Raw genomic sequence first — 18301 nt, 5'->3', positions numbered from 1 at the left:
TTTACGGGCAGTTGATCTCCCACCTACCTTCTTTGTTCCCTAGAAGCTTGAGGTGGGGTTCTTACTTTTCGTTTAGGAGGGATAAAAATTACTTTTTCTTTATAATAACGATTTTTTTCATTTTTCCTTTGAATGCGGTATCCGCAATGGATAGTAGTAATGCTCCCAGAATTTCCGTCCAAATAGGAACTGTGATTTCAACCATCATTTCATCTATTATGAAGATAGCTAGCCACAAAGCAAAAGTAATTAAAATGAATTTCATTCCAATAAATCTTTTCTTCGTTTTTAAATAAGGGCCGAAAATAATAAGAGATAACTTAGCAATTAACTTAGTAAAATAACTTAAAATGAAAAAGAAGATAAGAAATAAAAGTAAATAATATAATGAATCATATTCCACATTAAATATATAAAAAAAGCCTGCAAACCCCAAAAAATATGTACCAATACCCAATAATAAGGAACCAATTATAACTAAACCTAATAGCGCTATAGCAATTAAGTTTCCACCAAAAATTTTAAATCCACGAAAGAAACCATTTTTCTTCATCTAAACATCCTAACATTTTACACATTCATATTTTCCTTTATTTTCAATTTCATATTTATCGTATGTATCGTATGACCGTTAAAGTACTCTTCAGTTTCACTTATTTTTTCAAAACCTTTTGCTTGATAAAATCTCATACCAACCAAATTATTTTTTTCCACATTTAGTTGGATTTCCTTTATGTCATCTAATATTTTTACACCCTCTTTTAAAAAAGCAGAACCTATGCCATAGCCCTGGAATTCTGGATAAATGTAAAGGGCCCCAAGTTGAGTCGAACCTTCTGAGGACACGTAGGAATAATTAGCAAATCCTACAATTTTACCATGAACTTCAGCTACTAACATCATCGAATATTTCAATCTACGTTTTAATATTTTATAACTGTAAGCTCTCTTCAAAAAATTATTTTGAATCTCATGTGGGATAATTCCTTCATATGTACTATTCCAACTCACCTTTGCAACGCGCTGCACTTGTGGAATATCTTTTTTTTTCATTAACCGAATAGTATAATCCACCATTAATCACCCTTTTAATTAGTGAAATATAACAGTTTTAAACATTATAACACTTTTATTCTGTTTTTAGGAACTTGGTATTCTCTTTGTATGTGTCAAGTTTTTCTCGGTGTGTCTTTCACACCAATATCTTCGGCACTCTATTTTTGTACACTTTTTCGGCTACCGCGCGACCTCCGTCGCTTGCTGTCCCCAATTTTTAGGTAACGTTCTAAAAACCAAGAACCTTACCTAAAAATCAGGGAGTTAACTAAAACTTTTTATTAACTGTCCAATAGCTGATGAATGAGCTGTATTTAGGCTTATTTTGCCTTGTTTTACTCCTATTGATGGTTGTGTCACCTGGCGTAGGAATTCTGTCATACGAACCGTCTTTTTCACGTCACGCTGCTTTCTAACACTTCGTTTTTGATCCTTCAGATATACAGATCGTAATGTTTTATTTAGAATCCCTTGCTTAATTTTCACCATTGCTTCACTACCTTCTGAACTCCAATGCATTCCACGCTTTTTCATTCGGAATGAAATATGGCGTTGGTTGGATTCCATTGCGCCCATGCCTCTTGCGTCTTTAGGTGGATTCTCAACTTTCTTTCTCCAATCAAAAATCCGATCCCAATTACCGCCAATATATTTACGAAAAACCTCTGCTTTTTCCAGTTGTTTATCCGTTTCTAAAGTACTCTCAAATGTATCCATCCAACGTGTAAAATCATCAAGATTGTGCTCTTTGATTGCCTTTTGTACACCATCCTTAAACTGGCTCTTTTTAGCTCCAAAAGTTCGGTTCAACGCCTTGGAAATATGAAAGGAATCCAATTGATTTAAAACTGGATATTCGGACTGTGAGAAAGCTTCTTGAAAACGTTCTGCAGTATAGCCTTGGCCACCATCACTATTCGTAACCACTTGAGTCTTTTCTAAGGAATAATGATTAGCCGTATACGCTTGGACTTCTTTCCAAAAATCATTCGTTGGTTTGGTTGTCATGATGACCTGTGGATTCTTTAGTGAAATGCGCTTTCCATTTCTACACCAACCTTCGTGGAGTACCGCATGATGGACTTCGTGACTTGTCTTTTTCTTTGTTCCACGCACAAATACACCATCTGCCTCGGCAAATAAAAAGTCTAATTCTTCTCCTTTTGGTAAATAGGCAGCCTCCTCTAATTCAACTAACATTTCCTCATCGGCTTTTGCTTGTGCTTCTCCTACACGTTTCACTATACTTCCCACAGTTGTGTGACTTAGGTTTACGGCAGTCCATTCCCTTAATATACGTGCCGTTTCTCGATACGTACTCTCACTAGCCAACTCTGCCACTTTTACTTCAACCAAAGGACTGTGTCGTTGGTACTTTCTAAATCCAATCCACTCATCAAAGGGATAATGTGCCTTCCCATTCTCATCGTGCATTAATGTATGAGTAAAACGAACCGCCCCAAAGATAAACTGAATCGTCTTTTCATCCTCTCGTTCCACTGTCCAACCCTTACTTTGCAATTCTCTTTTAATTGTTTGATTAAGCTGTGTAAAAACGTTACCCATCAGTGTTGTAAGAAGATCATATAAACATATTTGAACTTGTTCCTCAAAGTCAATTAAATTATTTGTACCCTTTAATAAATCACTTATTTTTGATATAATTGTATTCATGAAAAGGCCTCTTTCTAATGTATTTGCCTGGTAGCATACATTAATGATAGAGTGCCTTTTCTTTTTTTTCTAGAATTTAGTTTCAAATCCTCGAGAACTATTTTACACATAGATTCTCTTTAGGTTGGAGAATGCCAAGTTTCTCTTAAATCATTTTGTTTTCATCCGCACACCTCGTATTCCCTCTTAATATACTGCATTAGATGCGAAACAAGGAGGTGTAAAACGTCAGATGAAGAAGTATTTTGCTTTCACCCTTTGGGGATTAACTACCTTCTTCGCACTCACTTTCCTAATCATTTATATTCTTTTTGCACCAACAAAAAACGAAGAAATTGGGAATGATGACAGGAAACCTTCAGAACTAACGTTGGTTGAGGAGGATAATAATGAAGAATCTTCCGATGATGAACAGTCCAATAAGAATGATAATCAAGATAAAGAAGAATTCCATCAGTGAAGGTTTTCCTTCGTCTCCCGCTGCTGGTTAGTCGCACTTATCGGACCCTTATTTTCAAGAGGAAATAATGGAATATTTATGGCAGGAGTAAGGGGTTACCTTATTCCTCATTTTGCTTGAATCAACCGTTACCCCCAATAATCCGGATCTTTCATTCTAATCTCTTCCACAATATCTTCTAAATCCATAGGAGTTATCAAATCGACTTGATATCCCTCTTTTTCCTTTGCTATATCATATAGGTATTTATTGCTGCCCGGATTGTCTTCGTCCATTAGAATGATGCACCCATCACTTTTTTCTACTAACCATTTATTTTTTGCTTGGAATTGATATGGTCCTTTATAATCTCCTTTATATAATGGTTGGAAAAAGTCGACTATAAAAGTTAATTCTTGATATTTCTCCTTAAGAGGATCTGGCCAGCGTTTTTCTTGATTTTCAAATGGTGGAATCAAAGCAATATTTATATCATGATTTTCTTTAAGATCTAGTACAACTTCGGCAGTCCACATTTCCACACCCAATTGTCCGGTAATAATAACCCATTCTAATCCTTGTTCGATAAAGCTAGTTAAACGCTTCTCGATTGCAGCCTTAATAAAAGCTACTCGTGGATCATTTTCTTTGAAAATACCAAGCTCCGTGGATTTATATCCTGATACGACTAAACTTTTCATATGTAAGTCCTCCCCATAAATACCGCCATTATAAGATTAAAAAGAAAAGCTAGCAACTAATAGCTAGCCTTTCTTAAAAATCATTTATCTTTTACATCCGCAATGATGGGGGTGGTGCTTTCCATGTCCATGGTACTTTCCATGTCCATAGCCTGGGTCAAATGCTCCCATTACTCCTGGTCCCGGGCCAAATCCTGGGCCGGTAGGAGCTCCCATTACTCCCGGTCCTGGACAAAATCCTGGGCCGGTAGACGCTCCCATTACTCCTGGTCCTGGGCCTGGAACTTCATAAGATGGTCCTTCAATGTCAACACTATTTGTTACATTGTGAAAAGAAGTGGAGTGTGGAAACTCGTGAATATTCTTAACTGTATGATGGTTGATTACATTTGTGTGAGATGGATGAATATGTTTTACACAACTTTCTGAACAAGTATGCACGTTATTAACTTTAGTCGGATAAACACATATTGGACATCCACAATGTGGTCCATGATGACGTCTCATATACATTCCCCTTTCTAGTTTCAATACACTAATAACCTATGTCATCTGTATTGGTTGTGTATAAACGAGTACCCATTTTTTAATAAAGTTTCATAAATCTAGGCATTTGCCTCTTTTTAAATTTACTACTATTTCCATTGAAAAAAAATGAAACCTGTCATACGATAGAAACGTATTAAATGCAGAACGAAAAAGGAGGTGAATACAGATGTTACTCGAATTATTAAATGAACTTTTAAATGACTTATCACCATTTTATCTTTATTTAAGTTTAGTTATTTCCAACTTTCATCTAGGATTTCTTCAATTTGGATTACAATATCGCAGCTTTGAAAACCAAATCTACATTCGCAAGTGTCACAATGTTCAATTTCGTTTATTGCCAAAACTAAAAATAACACCGCGGATTATAGAATTAAGAACTTGGATATGTACAATTACGAAGAAAACCGAATCGGTAGATGATTCCGAAGCTCCTTCCCTTTCTGTCAACATAATGATAAAAAGACAAGGAGGAAAAAAATGGAATCAAAATCTGTATTCACTTTCTTTAAAAAATATAGCATTCTTTTAGGGGCTCTCTCCCTTTTGTTACTTTCAGGATGTCAAAGTGCAACATTTGAACCGATTAACGCTAATTCTACTGGTTTTTTCGATCATAACTTTGTTTATCCCTTTTCATTACTTATTAAAGGAATAGCAGGATTCTTTAATGACAACTATGGATTATCTATTATAATCATCACATTGGTTATTCGCTTATTATTAATGCCATTTATTTTGAAACAAACGAAAAACAGTGTACAGATGAAAGAAAAAATGGAGAAAATCAAACCTGAGCTTAATGCATTACAAGAAAAATACAAAGATAAAAAAGATGTGGAATCAAAAACTAAAATGCAACAAGAAATGATGGAGCTTTATCAGAAGCATAATATGAATCCTTTAGCTTCTTTGGGTGGTTGTTTACCAATCATGATTCAATTTCCTATACTAATTGCTTTTTATTATGCTATTCGCCGAACTCCGGAAATTGCCACTCATTCTTTTCTCTGGTTTGATTTAGGACAAAGTGATATGGTAATGACTATTTTAGCTGTGGTCATTTATTTTATTCAATTTAAAGTTTCTCAAATTGGTATGGATCCAAAGCTTAAACAACAAATGGCTATAATGGGACTTATGTCTCCGATTATGATTGGGGTTATTTCGTTATCAGCACCAGCTGCATTACCTCTCTACTGGACTGTCGGTGGACTATTTATGATTGTTCAAACCATTATTTCAAGAAAAATTTATGCATCTGCTTCTAATTCTACAGAAAGCAAATAATTTAAGAAAACTTCCATCGTTCTAAGGATGGAAGTTTTTTGTTACATATCGTGATTAGGATTATGTTTTTGTCTTGAATGATTTGCGTTTTTAGCCTTTTTCGAACCGCTTAGTGGCTCACCATATCCCTGTTGTGGACTTTGTGGTAGACGAGGGCGTTCTTGTTGTTTTGGTCCTTTTGGATTTACCATCTATACTCCTCCTTTCACTTATTTTATTGTTTGAGGATATTTAGGTAATTATGCAGGGTAAACAAAAGCCTAATCATTTCAAAGGGTTAACTTGGGAATCTTCAATAAACTATTGTGATATCGGCACTCATCACGGGTTATCAGCGCACTTTCTGGGATATCAGTATTCTTTCCAGGATATCAGCACGCTTTCCAGGATATCAGCATGCTACTTATAAAAATTAAAAAACAGGCAAAAACCATCTATTAGGTTTTTGCCTGTTTTACTTATTTCGTATACTCTTCAGTAAGTACGTTAACGATTTGTTTCTTACGAGATACAACACCTTTAAGAAGTGCACGATTATTGTTATCTAACGTTACACCATATCCAGATTCGACTTTACCTTTTCCTTCTCCAAGAGCAAGTACTTCAGAATCATTTTCTAAAATATCAGTTACAACGAACAGGAATAAATCCAACCCTTTGTCATTAATAATTTTATTAATTTCTGTTTCTATTTCTGCTTGAATTTCATAAACTTTTGCTGTATTAACAGCATTTACTTGAGCAACTTCAACTTTCGCATTACCCATTGTGAATTCTTTTGCATCCATTGTTACAAGTTCTAAGGCAGATTTATCACTTAAATCAGCGCCTGCTTGAAGCATTTCAAGACCATACTGTTCTAAATTAACTCCGGCAATTTCTGCAAGTTCATGAGCAGCATCTACATCTTGCTGTGTGCATGTTGGTGATTTTAATAGCAAAGAATCTGAAATAATAGCGGATAATAAAAGTCCAGCAACTTCTTTGGAAACCTCTATATTATTTTCTTTGTACATTTTATTTAAAATCGTTGCCGTACAGCCAACTGGTTCACCTCGGAAAATCAAAGGCTCTTTTGTTTCAAAATTGGAAACACGGTGATGATCAATGACTTCCTTGATTTTTGCATTTTCGATGTTATCCGCACTTTGTTGGAATTCATTGTGGTCGACTAAGATAACTTCTTGTCCGTCGTCCACACTTTCAATTAATGCGGGTGCATCCACTTTAAAGTAATCTAATGCAAATTGTGTTTCTTTATTAACTTGTCCAAGCCGCACAGCTTCAACATCTTCGCCAATCTTTCCTTTTAAATCGGCATAGGAAAGTGCAGAACATATCGTATCGGTATCTGGATTTTTATGTCCAAAAATAAGTGTTTTTGCCATAGTTATTTCTCCTTTTATGTATATGCTTGTCACAATTAAAATATTTTCATGATTCCTTACAAATTTTATCATAAGGCGATTTGTACTTCAATATTAGGAAGTTACATCCGTACCATTTTACTTTTCATTTTTTTCTTTTTATAGTTATAAAGAAGACTTCCGTCAATGGGGATTTCCTTCATTTCCCACTGATGGTTAGTCGGACCTTTACGGGCGGTTGAGCTCACATACCTCCTTTGTTTCCCCAGAAGCTTGTGGCGGGATAAAGAAAGAACAAAAAGAAACGAGATGTTATAAATGAATCAATATATTGTCATTGGTGCTGGAATATTAGGCGCTAGTACTGCGTATTACTTAGCAAAAAACGGTGCAAAAGTAACGGTAATCGATAGAAAGGACATTGGACAAGCCACAGACGCAGCTGCTGGAATGATTTGTCCTTGGGTTTCTCAACGAAGAAACAAAGCATGGTATAACCTTGCAAAGGGTGGTGCAAAACTTTACCCCAAACTAGTAAAGGAATTGGAAAAGGATGGAGAAACCGAGACAGGCTATTCCCAAGTCGGTGCAATTAGTATCCACACCGATGAGAAAAAGCTTTTTGGCATGAAGGAACGAGCATTAAAACGTCGGGAAACAGCCCCGGAAATCGGTGAAATCACTATACTTGGTGAAACTAAAACAAAAGAATTATTCCCATTGCTCGCAGATGGATTTCAATCCGTTCATATTGCTGGCGGAGCTAGAGTAGATGGTAGAGCTATGAGAGATTCACTCATCCGTGGAGCAAAAAGATATGGTGCTACAGTGGTTTTTGGAGATGCCAAATTAATAGCAAATGGAAAAAAAGTAGTGGGGGCTTCCGTTGGAAATGAAATGTTTGAAGCCGATAAAGTTATCGCTACTTCAGGAGCATGGATGAATGAGTTATTAGAACCTTTGGGTGTCCAATTTGATGTAGTTCCTCAAAAAGGGCAAATCCTTCACGTGAAAATGCCGAATATGGATACTTCGAATTGGCCCGTAGTTATGCCACCAACGAATAAATATATATTATCCTTTGATGACCATATCGTCTTAGGTAGTACTCATGAGAACAAATCGGGATTTAATTCTGAAAAAACAGCTGGTGGTTTATACGATATTTTATCTAATGTTATAGAAATCGCCCCTACCTTGAGTAATAGTACTATTCTAGAATCAAGAGTTGGTTTTCGCCCATTCACGCCAGGATTTTTACCTGTAATTGGCGATTTACCTGGTTTTGAAGGATTATTGTTAGCTAATGGGCTAGGCTCATCGGGATTAACTACCGGTCCTTTTGTAGGAAAACAATTAGCAAATTTAGCATTGGGGAATGAAATTGAAATAGCTATTACTGATTACCCCGTTAGCGGTGCTTTAATTAACTAACCTATTCATACCATGATGAAAGAATTTAATTTACATTAATACTTAGCATTCGCTTAACACCTTAGCGAATGCCTGTATCTCATTTATACAGTGAGAGTATTTCAAGCTTTCTAAACTGGAAAAAAGTAAATGGTTATATCAGTTTTTTTGCACTTTTGAAAAACACTTTCTTCCAAATTCTTTATTAAAAAAAGGATCAAGCAACAAGGCTTAATCCTTTTAGACACCGTGCAATATGAAATTCAATAAAAATAAACCTGAGATAATATATAGCGGGATGGAAACTTGGGATGCTTTTCCAACTACTAATTTTGCAATTGGATAGGCAATAAATCCAAATGCGATTCCATCCGCAATACTATACGTAAAAGGAATCATAATGATAATAAAAAAAGCTGGGATTACTTCTGATAAATCATCGAAATTAATACTTTTCACATTTTGTAGCATTAAACCACCAATAATAATTAGAATTGGTGCAATTGCACTACTCGGTATAATGGTTACAAACGGAATAAAGAAAATCGACAATAAAAATAACAGGCCTGTTACAATAGACGTAATTCCCGTCCTTCCTCCTGCAGTAATTCCGGCTGCAGTTTCCACTGTTGAAACAGTAGGACTAGAACCAAATATACCGCTTAGAACAGCAGAAATTGAGGTAACCCGAAAGGCTTTACCATATTTTTCATGTTGATTTAGCTGTCCTAACTGTCCACTAATCAATCCAATATTTTCAAAGACAAGTACCATTGTTAAGGAAAACACAGCAATCCAAAACGTGGTGGATGCTATATTTCCAAATGACATCGCACCAAATACAGATCCATAATCACCAGAAGAACTTCCAAAGCCGTTCTTTAATGAACTCATATCCACAAGCCCGAACATCCAAGCAATTATTGTTCCAACAAAAATAGTGATTAAGAAGTTGGCTGGAATATTTCGTAAAAATAAAATAACAGCAAGAATCAGCGTTAGGATAAACGCAAGCACTGTGGGACTACTTATGTCGCCTAAACTAATTAAAGAATGTTCACCTCTAACAACCAATTGACTTTTTTCTAATCCAAGCAAGGCTAAAAATAATCCTAAACCAACACTAATAGAATCCTTCAACGAACTAGGAATTGCGGTGGTGAGTATATCGGACAGTGGGGTAAAGGCAATGATAACAAATAATAATCCAGCAATAAATACTACTGCCAGCGCTTCTTGCCATGTTAGGCCCATGGAATGGACAAAGGTATAAGAGAACATTGCATTGACACCCATACCCGGGACAAGGATAAGGGGCAAATTCCCCCATATCCCCATAATTAAACACCCCGCTACACAAGTAAGGATAGTTGCCCAAACCGCAGCCTGCATTGGTATACCTGCATCTGCTAAAATAGTTGAATTGACAGCAATAATATATACAATTGTAAAAAATGAGACGAAACCAGCAAGAATCTCTTGTTTCATCGTGGTTCCTTTTTCAGAAAGATTTGTGAGGTTTTTTATCTTTTCTTTCATTTTACTTCCTTCTTTATTAATCTCCCTCACCCACCCAGTCTTTTATTACAATTTGTTAAAAAGACCAAAAATGATTTACCTTTTAATCCATTCGATTTATAGACGTTCCACTACACCTTTTACTAAGTTTAAAAAATCTTCCTTCGCTTTTTCTGTAGTTCCAATAACCTCTTCATGGCTAAGTGGTTGGTCTAAAATACCTGCAGCCATGTTCGTAATACAAGAAATACCAATAACGTTCATTCCAGCGTGACGAGCAACAATAACTTCTGGTACTGTTGACATCCCAACTGCGTCTCCGCCGACTTTTTCTAGCATACGTACTTCTGCCGGTGTTTCATAGCTCGGTCCACTATTCCAAACGTAGACTCCTTCTTTTAGTGTAATGTTCAAATCCTTAGCAACTTCACGTACAAGTTCCTGTAAAGAAGGTGTATAAGCAGTTGACATATCAGGAAAACGTACACCTAATTTACTGTCATTTGGACCGATTAATGGATTTGCTCCTACATTATTAATATGGTCATTAATTAACATTAAATCCCCAGGAGTAAAGCTTTGGTTTACACCACCAGCAGCATTCGTTACGACAAGCGTTTCAATACCCAAGGCTTTCATTACACGAACAGGGAAAGTTACCTCAACTAAAGGATATCCTTCATAGTAATGAAAACGTCCTTGCATGGCTAATACCGTAAGACCTTTTAATTCTCCAACCACCAATTGTCCAGCATGGCCTTCCACTGTCGATACAGGAAATCCAGGAATCATTTCATATTTAATTTTTACTGGATCGTTTATTTCATCTGCCAATACCCCTAAACCTGAGCCTAAAATAAGGCCAACTTTTGGTTTTGAGGAAATTTTTTCTTCTATAAATGTTTTTGCGCGTTCGATTTTACTCATACCCATCCTCCTTCATATTTCGTTCAAAAAGCTTTTTCCGTGTTGTGGACTTTTAACTTGGAAATTTTCCGCAATGGTCTCACCAATATCCGCAAACGTATTTCTTATTGGTAATGATTTTCCTTCCGTAACTCCTTTATGATGTATAAGTAATGGAACATATTCTCTCGTGTGGTCTGTCCCGTGATGGATAGGATCGTTCCCATGGTCTGCAGTAATGATCAATAAGTCGTCTTCTTTTAGGTTTCTCAATACTTCGGGTAATCTTGCATCATATTCTTCTAATGCTTTTCCATAACCCTGTGGATCACGACGATGGCCGTATTTCGCATCAAAATCTACTAAATTCAAAAAGCTTAATCCAGTAAAATTCATGTCCATTGTTTCTAGTAATTTATCCATACCATCCATGTTTGATACTGTTCTTAGTGACTTGGTTACCCCTTCGCCATCATAAATATCAGAGATTTTTCCAATTGCGATGACATCATAATCCGCATCTTTTAACTCATTCATAACTGTACGACCAAACGGTTTTAAAGCATAGTCGTGTCGGTTTGGTGTACGTTCAAAATGACCTGGCTCTCCGACAAATGGGCGAGCAATAACACGTCCGACCATATATTCGGGATCATTTAATAATTCACGAGCATATTGACAGATATCGTAAAGTTCTTCTAATGGAACTACCTCTTCATGAGCGGCAATTTGTAAAACTGAATCAGCTGAAGTATAGACGATTAGGCTTCCAGTTTTCATATGTTCTGCACCTAACTCATCTAAGATTGCCGTTCCCGATGCTGGTTTATTTCCAATAACCTTTCGACCGGTCTTTTCCTCAAGCTTATTAATAATTGCATCCGGGAATCCATCGGGAAAAGTTCTAAAAGGGGTATCAATTTGAAGCCCCATAATTTCCCAGTGTCCTGTCATCGTATCTTTTCCTGCTGAGGCTTCCTGCATTTTTGTATAATGTGCAAGAGGTTTATCTGCTGGTTTTATGCCTTTTAATTCACGAATATTACTTAATCCAAGGGCACCCATATTTTGCATGTTTAACCCATTCATATGTTCTGCAATATGACCTAAAGTATCCGCTCCTTTATCATTGTACTTCTCTGCGTCAGGGGACTCTCCAATACCGACTGAATCCATGACAATTAGGAATACTCGTTTAAAAGGTGATGTTTTACTCATACCTCTAGTTCCTCCTTTATAATCTAGCTTTATTGTAAGACGTCCAACCTCTAAAGGTCAATAGAAGGGGTCCAAAAATTTTGGACCCCTTTAAGCTGGTTTAGAAAATTAAAAAATCTGCTGCATGTGGATAATTATTCAGAAATAACATCGTATACTAATGGATTGCTATCCACCGGTTCGCTCGAAATCGAATAGGATTCATATATTTTCCCAATTACTTCCGCTACATCTTCCCGATTACTGTAAATGGTTACTAGTGAATCACCTTTTCGAACCTGATCCCCGACTTTTTTATTTAAAACAAGACCTACTGCCAAGTCGATTTGAGATTCTTTTGTCACACGACCTGCGCCCAGAAGGCTTGCTGCGATTCCTATTTCGTTCGCGATAATTTCTGAAATATATCCATCCTGTTTAGCTTCCACTTCAAATGTGTGGGCTGCGGTTGGCAATTTTTCAGGTTGATCGATAATCGATGGATCTCCACCTTGTGCTGCAACAAAGGTTTTAAATGTTTCAATGGCTTTACCAGATTCCATGGCATCCACTAATTTTTCTCGTGCTTCTTCTACTGTTTCTGCTTTTCCTCCTAGACAAACCATTCGGCTTCCTAATGTTAAGCATAACTCTTCCAAATCTTTCGGACCTTTACCTTTTAACGTATCAATGGCTTCTTTTACTTCTAAGGCATTTCCGATGGCAAATCCTAATGGTTGATTCATATCGGAAATAACGGCAATGGTTTTGCGACCAGCCCCATTACCAATCTCAACCATAGCTTTTGCCAATTCCTTTGCACTGTCAAGATCTTTCATAAAAGCCCCTGAACCTGTTTTTACATCAAGTACGATTGCATCGGCACCTGAGGCTATTTTCTTACTCATAATCGAACTTGCAATGAGTGGGATGGAATCTACTGTCGCTGTTACATCACGAAGTCCATATAGTTTTTTATCTGCAGGAGTTAAATTTCCACTTTGACCTACAACAGCAATCTTATTCTTGTTAACTAATTCATTAAATGTTTTACTATCCATTTCTACTTGAAATCCTTTAATGGATTCCAGTTTATCGATGGTACCGCCCGTATGTCCTAATCCGCGGCCAGACATTTTGGCTACAGGGACACCGATAGAAGCTACAAGTGGTGCAAGGATAAGTGTTGTTGTATCACCTACCCCTCCCGTACTATGTTTATCCACTTTAATACCGTCAATATCAGATAAATCAATTTGATCTCCTGACTCTACCATTGCCATCGTTAAATGGACTCGTTCTTCTGGAGTCATATCTTGATAAAAGATAGCCATTGCTAATGCGGACATTTGATAATCCGGTATATCCCCTTTTGTATAACCCTGAACCGCAAAATCGATCTCTTCCTTCGTTAACGAATGTCCATCACGTTTTTTCTCAATAATATCTATCATTCTCATCATAGTCACCCTTTCCTTCAGGCTATCGATGTTTCTCAAATTTTTTCGGATTTATATTTATTTAAAAGAACATACCTGCTATTGCTGCACTTAGTAGGGAGGCCAATGCTCCGGCCAATACTGCTTTCAATCCCATTTTAGCAATATCATTTCTACGACTTGGTGCCATACCACCTAATCCCCCTAATAGGATTGCCATGGAGCTCAAGTTTGCAAATCCACATAAAGCGAAACTTACAACAAGTGTCGTTTTATCTGATAATACTCCAATTTCTGGCGCAAAGGAGGCATAAGCTACAAATTCATTAACTACCAATTTTTGCCCAATAAAACCTCCAGCTTGTATTGCTTCTGACCATGGTACACCTACAGCAAAAGCAATTGGAGCAAATAAAAATCCTAAAATTTGTTCTAGCGTAATTCCACCGAAGATCCCTAAAATCCCATTAATTAGGGCAATAAGTGCAATGAATGCTAATAACATAGCACCTACATTCAATGCCAATTTCAGACCGTCCGACGCACCTTTTGCAGCTGCATCAATGACATTGACTGTTTCTGTATCTTTTTCCAATTGAATATCATCCGAAATCTTTGCTTCTTCTGTTTCCGGCATCATCACTTTCGCCATAATCAATCCTGCTGGTGCCGCCATGAAACTTGCAGCAAGTAAATACTCTAGTGGTACTCCTAATAAAGAATATCCTACCAATACTGAACCAGCAACAGATGCCAGTCCACCAGTCATGACAGCAAATAACTCAGATTTTGTCATTTTCTCTAAAAATGGTCTTATTACAAGTGGCGCCTCTGTTTGCCCAACAAAAATATTAGCTGCAGCCGACATGGATTCGGTCTTACTTGTTCCTAGTAATTTAGATAGTGCACCACCAATAATTTTAATAAACCATTGCATAATACCAAGATAATATAAAACAGAAATTAATGCTGAAAAGAAAATAATAATTGGTAATACGTGAAAAGCAAATATAGAGCCAAACTGATCACTATCCGCTAATGATCCAAATAAAAAGCTAATTCCTTCATTAGCAAAATTAATAACATCTTGAACCCTTAACGTAAACCATTGAAGGCCTTCCTTTCCCGCTTCCCATTTTAATACAATAAATGCAAATGCAACTTGAATAACTAAACCACCAATTATGGTTCTCGGTTTAATCGCTTTCTTTTTATTGGAAAAAAGAAAGGCTATTCCTAAAACAACAACCACTCCCATGATACCCCACAGGATATTCATATAACACTCTCCTCTTTCGATTATTGGATATTTTATTTTTTCCTAAAATAGATAGAACGTCCAACATAAAACCTACACTGTAATCCCTTTCATATTGATTACAATTCCATTGTAAGGTTAGACGTCCAACAAGTCAATTGTTTTTTAAAATATTGTCGAATATTGTTGTGGATTTTACGATTAAAAATTCTTTCTGACATTTCTTTGGTTATTCTTTAACTAGATTTTTTTCCCTAAATGTTACGTTTGCGCAATACATTAAATGATATTTGATTAGAATTAAAGAAGTTAATGGAGTAAAGAACTGGTCTATGATCTAAATCATAATGAATTTGACGCAAAATTAAGAGTGGTGTGTCTTGATCACAATTCATAATATCAGAGATTTCCTCATTATAGCTCATTGTTTTTATTTCTGCTTTTGCATAACTAATCGTGATCCCTACTTCTTCTAGCGATAATAGTATTGACTCCTGGTTTAATTTATACCCTTTTTCAAGTAAATTCGCTGGAATTTTATCAATACAATAAACTAGCGGTATCTCATCCGCTGTTCGAACTCGCTTAACTAAAAATACTTGTTCATTTTTCTCCAAGTTTAATTCCTTAATGTCATCGCCATGTGGATCAACATAACCCGTAAAAAGAATTTCTGTTCCAGACTTTTTCCCTTGTCTTTCTATCATATCTGTAATGCTAAATAACTCCTCTATTCCACCGGAGAATATGGGTTTATTATTCACAAACGTCCCAACCCCATGCTTACGGATAATGATATTTTCCTCTTCTAGAATCCGTAAAGCTTCTCGTAGTGTGTTACGCGAAACACCTAATTCCTTTGCCAACTCCATTTCAGAAGGCAAACGTTCACCTGCCTCGAGCTTTCCTTCTTTGATCTTTTCCTTTATTTGTTCAATCACCACAAGATAACGTGGTGTTTGAAAATTATAGTTGTTCATACCTTCCCACTCCTTTTATGTTTCTCATTTTACATTTTTTATAAAACGCGTCAAGCTGATTAGTGGCACTTCTAGATTTTGTTAGACTTTTAAATGTAAAAAAAGCCAATGATGATTTTTTATCACCATTGACTTTTTTCTTTAGTGAAAGAGTCCAGATTCTCTAGCTTTTTCACCTAACACATGTGTCGTCTTATTGATTGCATTTTTAAGTACTCCTCCTAATATTAGGGCGAGTATCGCGAATATAACAAGAAATACTACATCATGAGCTACTTTCTCCCAAACAATTCCACCTACAGCTTCTCTCATAATTCCCACAGCATACGTAAATGGTAAGAATGGGCTAATCACTTGGAAGAATTTAGGAAGTAATACAACCGGATATGTTCCACCTGATCCAGCAATTTGTAGTACTAACATGATAATGGCGATTGCTTTTCCTACATCACCGAAAACGGAAACTACTGTATACACCATCGTAACAAACACAGCGCTACATAATATTCCAAACAGGATAAACCAAAGTGGTTCTTTTATATTTACATCTAGGAGATAGAGATCTCCCAAAGTTACAATTAACGTTTGGAAAAGTCCTATGCTCAGAAATGTAAGTAATCTACCAAAGTAAATTTGTCTTTCTGTATAATTTTCCGCCTGTGGACCATGGATTTCTGTTGACATTAATGAAATTAATAGCAAACCACCTACCCACAGAGATAATACGGTATAAAATGGGGTCATACCAGTTCCGTAATTCTCTATAGGGAAAACTTTATGTTGATTAAGTACAACAGGTTCCGCAAAAAATCCCTTTTCAGCTTCTGGGTTGTTTTGGAGGAGCTGAATAATTTCGTTAATATCGGTATCCTTTTGTATATTTCGTATTCGATTCGCTAATTCATTTACCTTATCATTTATATAAGGAAATTCTCCAAGAACCTTATTCAAGGTTTCTTTTCCATCCCCCAAATTACCTTCTGTTCGGTTTAAGATACTTTCCACTTCAGGAATCGTTGACTGAATACCAACTAAAATTTCTCTCGCTTCTGTTAGTGTTTGTTTTGCACTTGCTACTTCATTTCTTACAGTCGGTTCAATCGTTTCCTTATATTCTTTAACAAAAGCATCCACACGTTCATTAACCGTTTCCGCACGTTCCTTTATGGATGAAAAAGCTTCTTCTACTTGCCCTTTTCTTTTTTCTGCTAAGGATTTGATTTCACTTCCCTGTGTTTGCAAGTTGGTTAATTGTTGCTCCATGTTTTCTAATTCACTGATCGCTTTGTTAATCGTTTCTTGATTAGGATTCACCTGAATATTGTTTTCCGTTTCTTTTTCCGTTTCATTTTCGTTTTCTTCTTCATTTTCTCCTTCATCAGGCTGATTTTCCTGTTCATTTGATGGTGCATTGGAAATATTCTGCTCTTGCACCTGTTTAAGTGCTCCCTTTATCGTACCAATCGATTGCAATGTCTTTTCAATTTGGCTATTTATGGAATCACTTATTTGCTTTTCCTCACCAAATTCGATAGAGGATGTATCGATTTCATGAACAAATGAATTGGTGTCTGATACCATCTTTTGAATTTTTTCTAAATCCTTATCAATTTGTGGAGAGATTTTATTCAAGCGATCCTCAGCTTGATTCAAAAAGTTTGTCGTATTATCAATCGTTTTAAGCCCACTTGATGTTACCTCTTTTGCTCTTGGTAACACATCTTGAGCCTTATTGATTAAATCACCTGCGCTATTTGCATCTTCTGACGTTTGATTCAATTTATCATGGATTTCTGGCAAGTTTTTTTCCAATGTGAATAGATAATCTTCAAATTTCTCTATATCAGGAAGATTTTTCTCAATTTCAACTCCTAAATCATTGAATATTTCAAAGATAATTTCATTTACTGTAGAAATAAAATTACTAGTTACCTGCTCTACTATGGCACTTGCACCTTTTTCCGTAATTTTAGGTGCAATGGCATTAATCTTTTCATTTACATAATACTCTACGTCTGCTTTTTCTGGTTGGTCACTAATAACTGTACCAAGACTTTCTGAAAAGTTTTTTGGTATCACAATGACTGCAAAATAATCCCCATATTCCAACTTATCCATGGCTTTTTCGCGGTCAACAAACTTCCAATCCAGTGAGCGATTTTCTTTCAACGATTTGACTACTTCATCACCAGCATGAATTTCTTGATCACGAACCGTTGCGCCTTCGTCTTCATTCACAATACCAATTGGAATTTGATCGGTATTGCCATATGGATCCCATGATGCTGCTATATTAAACCAAGCATAAAGTGAAGGTAAAATGATTAATCCCCCGATAAGAACCATAGCAACCCAGTTTGTACCAATATTTTTCAAGTCCGTTATAAATATCTTCCAAATAGCCTTCATATCTATCTTCCTTTTTCGTTATTTTCCCCTAAAACTTATACAATTATAGCAACGCACATTTACTTTCACAAATTCTGTGACGCTTTTGTATGTGTCAAGTTTTTC

18 protein-coding genes are annotated in these 18301 nt (G+C 36.2%); 4 read left to right on the top strand and 14 right to left on the bottom strand.

What is annotated here, in order from left to right:
• Positions 1 to 88 precede the first annotated feature (88 nt).
• From MHI02_RS06585 to MHI02_RS06575, 3 genes are all read right to left on the bottom strand, one after another.
• Positions 89 to 553, bottom strand: a complete 465-nt coding sequence (locus MHI02_RS06585) for a YrvL family regulatory protein (RefSeq protein WP_052771645.1) — start codon at positions 551 to 553, stop codon at positions 89 to 91.
• A gap of 17 nt (positions 554 to 570) precedes the next feature.
• Positions 571 to 1074 carry a GNAT family N-acetyltransferase gene (locus MHI02_RS06580; protein WP_341165775.1) on the bottom strand — a complete coding sequence of 168 codons (504 nt, stop codon included), beginning with the start codon at positions 1072 to 1074 and terminating at the stop codon, positions 571 to 573.
• 246 nt (positions 1075 to 1320) lie between these two features.
• On the bottom strand, positions 1321 to 2730 hold the full coding sequence (locus MHI02_RS06575) for an ISLre2 family transposase (protein ID WP_341165774.1): 1410 nt from the start codon (positions 2728 to 2730) through the stop codon (positions 1321 to 1323).
• Positions 2731 to 2962: 232 nt separating this feature from the next.
• Between MHI02_RS06575 and MHI02_RS06570 the strand changes: the two genes are divergently transcribed.
• Positions 2963 to 3190: a hypothetical protein gene (locus MHI02_RS06570; protein ID WP_047184256.1), complete on the top strand. Its 228-nt coding sequence runs from the start codon at positions 2963 to 2965 to the stop codon at positions 3188 to 3190.
• A 128-nt stretch (positions 3191 to 3318) separates the two neighbouring features.
• On the opposite strand, the gene MHI02_RS06565 is transcribed toward MHI02_RS06570, so the two are convergent.
• Together MHI02_RS06565 and MHI02_RS06560 are read right to left on the bottom strand one after the other, a co-directional pair.
• Positions 3319 to 3870 carry an SLOG family protein gene (locus MHI02_RS06565; RefSeq protein WP_047184255.1) on the bottom strand — a complete coding sequence of 184 codons (552 nt, stop codon included), beginning with the start codon at positions 3868 to 3870 and terminating at the stop codon, positions 3319 to 3321.
• Positions 3871 to 3954: 84 nt separating this feature from the next.
• Positions 3955 to 4377 carry a CotD family spore coat protein gene (locus tag MHI02_RS06560; RefSeq protein ID WP_047184254.1) on the bottom strand — a complete coding sequence of 141 codons (423 nt, stop codon included), beginning with the start codon at positions 4375 to 4377 and terminating at the stop codon, positions 3955 to 3957.
• 208 nt (positions 4378 to 4585) lie between these two features.
• Here MHI02_RS06560 and MHI02_RS06555 point away from each other — a divergent pair, with 208 nt between their 5' ends.
• Together MHI02_RS06555 and yidC are read left to right on the top strand one after the other, a co-directional pair.
• Entirely contained in the window at positions 4586 to 4951 is a 366-nt protein-coding gene (locus tag MHI02_RS06555; protein WP_047184253.1) for a hypothetical protein, read from the top strand.
• Positions 4900 to 5709 carry a membrane protein insertase YidC gene (gene yidC, locus MHI02_RS06550; RefSeq protein WP_047184252.1) on the top strand — a complete coding sequence of 270 codons (810 nt, stop codon included), beginning with the start codon at positions 4900 to 4902 and terminating at the stop codon, positions 5707 to 5709. Before MHI02_RS06555 ends, yidC begins: the two co-directional genes overlap by 52 nt.
• A gap of 41 nt (positions 5710 to 5750) precedes the next feature.
• Here yidC and MHI02_RS06545 read toward each other — a convergent pair whose 3' ends face one another.
• On the bottom strand, positions 5751 to 5900 hold the full coding sequence (locus MHI02_RS06545) for a small acid-soluble spore protein P (RefSeq protein ID WP_047184251.1): 150 nt from the start codon (positions 5898 to 5900) through the stop codon (positions 5751 to 5753).
• A gap of 267 nt (positions 5901 to 6167) precedes the next feature.
• Positions 6168 to 7097: a manganese-dependent inorganic pyrophosphatase gene (locus MHI02_RS06540; protein WP_047184250.1), complete on the bottom strand. Its 930-nt coding sequence runs from the start codon at positions 7095 to 7097 to the stop codon at positions 6168 to 6170.
• 297 nt (positions 7098 to 7394) lie between these two features.
• Here MHI02_RS06540 and MHI02_RS06535 point away from each other — a divergent pair, with 297 nt between their 5' ends.
• The gene (locus MHI02_RS06535; RefSeq protein WP_257456908.1) at positions 7395 to 8510 is read left to right on the top strand and encodes an NAD(P)/FAD-dependent oxidoreductase; all 1116 of its coding nucleotides are present in this window, start codon (positions 7395 to 7397) and stop codon (positions 8508 to 8510) included.
• A gap of 219 nt (positions 8511 to 8729) precedes the next feature.
• Here MHI02_RS06535 and MHI02_RS06530 read toward each other — a convergent pair whose 3' ends face one another.
• The 7 genes from MHI02_RS06530 to MHI02_RS06500 all read right to left on the bottom strand — a co-directional run bounded on the left by MHI02_RS06530 (position 8730) and on the right by MHI02_RS06500 (position 18196).
• A complete protein-coding gene (locus MHI02_RS06530) occupies positions 8730 to 10028 on the bottom strand; it encodes an NCS2 family permease (protein WP_047184248.1) in 1299 nt (432 codons plus the stop codon).
• A 96-nt stretch (positions 10029 to 10124) separates the two neighbouring features.
• Positions 10125 to 10940: a purine-nucleoside phosphorylase gene (locus tag MHI02_RS06525; protein ID WP_257456903.1), complete on the bottom strand. Its 816-nt coding sequence runs from the start codon at positions 10938 to 10940 to the stop codon at positions 10125 to 10127.
• 6 nt (positions 10941 to 10946) lie between these two features.
• A complete protein-coding gene (gene deoB / locus MHI02_RS06520; protein WP_257456901.1) occupies positions 10947 to 12131 on the bottom strand; it encodes a phosphopentomutase in 1185 nt (394 codons plus the stop codon).
• Between the two features lie 134 nt (positions 12132 to 12265).
• Complete coding sequence (locus tag MHI02_RS06515) at positions 12266 to 13570, bottom strand: pyrimidine-nucleoside phosphorylase (protein WP_204798422.1); 1305 nt, start codon at positions 13568 to 13570, stop codon at positions 12266 to 12268.
• Positions 13571 to 13631: 61 nt separating this feature from the next.
• Complete coding sequence (locus MHI02_RS06510; protein ID WP_257456898.1) at positions 13632 to 14828, bottom strand: NupC/NupG family nucleoside CNT transporter; 1197 nt, start codon at positions 14826 to 14828, stop codon at positions 13632 to 13634.
• Positions 14829 to 15061: 233 nt separating this feature from the next.
• On the bottom strand, positions 15062 to 15787 hold the full coding sequence (locus MHI02_RS06505) for a GntR family transcriptional regulator (RefSeq protein WP_047184243.1): 726 nt from the start codon (positions 15785 to 15787) through the stop codon (positions 15062 to 15064).
• A 141-nt stretch (positions 15788 to 15928) separates the two neighbouring features.
• Positions 15929 to 18196: a YhgE/Pip domain-containing protein gene (locus tag MHI02_RS06500; RefSeq protein ID WP_204798423.1), complete on the bottom strand. Its 2268-nt coding sequence runs from the start codon at positions 18194 to 18196 to the stop codon at positions 15929 to 15931.
• Between the last annotated feature and the right edge of the window lie 105 nt (positions 18197 to 18301).

The organism is Oceanobacillus sp. FSL K6-0118 (assembly GCF_038006665.1).
In the GTDB taxonomy this organism is placed as follows: Bacteria; Bacillota; Bacilli; order Bacillales; family Amphibacillaceae; genus Oceanobacillus; species Oceanobacillus caeni.
The sequence above is the reverse complement of the archived record's forward strand: the minus strand, read 5'-3'. Positions and strand labels throughout refer to the sequence as shown.